This window comes from Neglectibacter sp. X4 (assembly GCF_009917365.1).
In the GTDB taxonomy this organism is placed as follows: domain Bacteria; phylum Bacillota; class Clostridia; order Oscillospirales; family Acutalibacteraceae; genus Acutalibacter.
Map to the genome: position 1 here is coordinate 1 of NZ_QWLE01000179.1, position 1,013 is coordinate 1,013.

A 1,013-nucleotide genomic window follows, 5' to 3' on the forward strand; every position below is an offset into this window, starting at 1 on the left:
TTGATTGCTTCTCCAAAAGGCATAAAGTCAAAAGTTTCTGGTACTTCATTCATAAAGCATCACCTCATTTTTCGTAAAAGTTCATACAGATATTTTACGGAAATCAAAGTTCTTATGAAACGAGGTGACATTTCTACATATAGGATATATGAGTTCCTATGTATAGAAGTGAAAGAACTATCCCCTCTTTTTTATCCCCTTGCATAGAGTTGTTATTATTCTTTATAGCGTATATAATAATAATCGCAATCAAAATATGATGCGGAAATTGCAGAGATACCTTGAATTTATACGGCGATTAGGAAAATCTTAACCATTTCTTATTGGAAAGTGCAGGATTGCTTATGTGCAATTTAGTAAAATAGAACAAAAGGAAAGGAATGGACTGATATGGAGAATAAAATACTGATTGTAGATGATGAACAGGAAATAGCAGACCTTGTTTCCCTTTATCTTGAAAATGAGAATTTTACTGTATATAAATTTTATAACGCCAAAGACGCAATGGCTTGTATTGAAAGTGAAACCCTTGATTTGGCAATTTTGGATGTTATGCTGCCTGATATGAATGGTTTCCAAATATGCAAAAAGATAAGGGAGAAGTACCGCTATCCAGTGATAATGCTCACGGCAAAGGGAGAGGAAATTGATAAAATAACGGGATTAACATTAGGGGCAGACGATTATATTACGAAACCGTTTTTGCCTTTAGAATTGGTCGCCCGTGTGAAAGCCCAACTAAGGAGATATAAAAAATACAATGTGGGAAATGAGCCAGAGGAAGATATTTTGATTCATTCTGGTTTAGTTCTAAATGTGAAAACGCATGAGTGTACTTTAAATGAAAAGCCTCTTTCATTAACGCCTACGGAGTTTTCTATATTACGGATTTTGTGTCAGCAGAAAGGAAATGTAGTCAGTTCGGAGGAACTTTTTCATCAAATATGGGGGGATGAATATTTCAGTAAAAGCAATAACACCATTACTGTTCATATTCGGCATCTTCGTGAGAA

General features: G+C 34.6%; 2 protein-coding genes. Both read left to right on the forward strand.

Annotated elements, in window-relative coordinates; translation table 11 throughout:
* The coding region (locus D1841_RS18820) for a hypothetical protein (protein WP_207709241.1) at positions 1-207 on the forward strand (207 nt) is incomplete at its 5' end.
* A gap of 183 nt (positions 208-390) precedes the next feature.
* Positions 391-1,013 (forward strand): response regulator transcription factor (locus D1841_RS17530; RefSeq protein WP_166554330.1); only part of this gene is annotated, 623 nt, incomplete at its 3' end.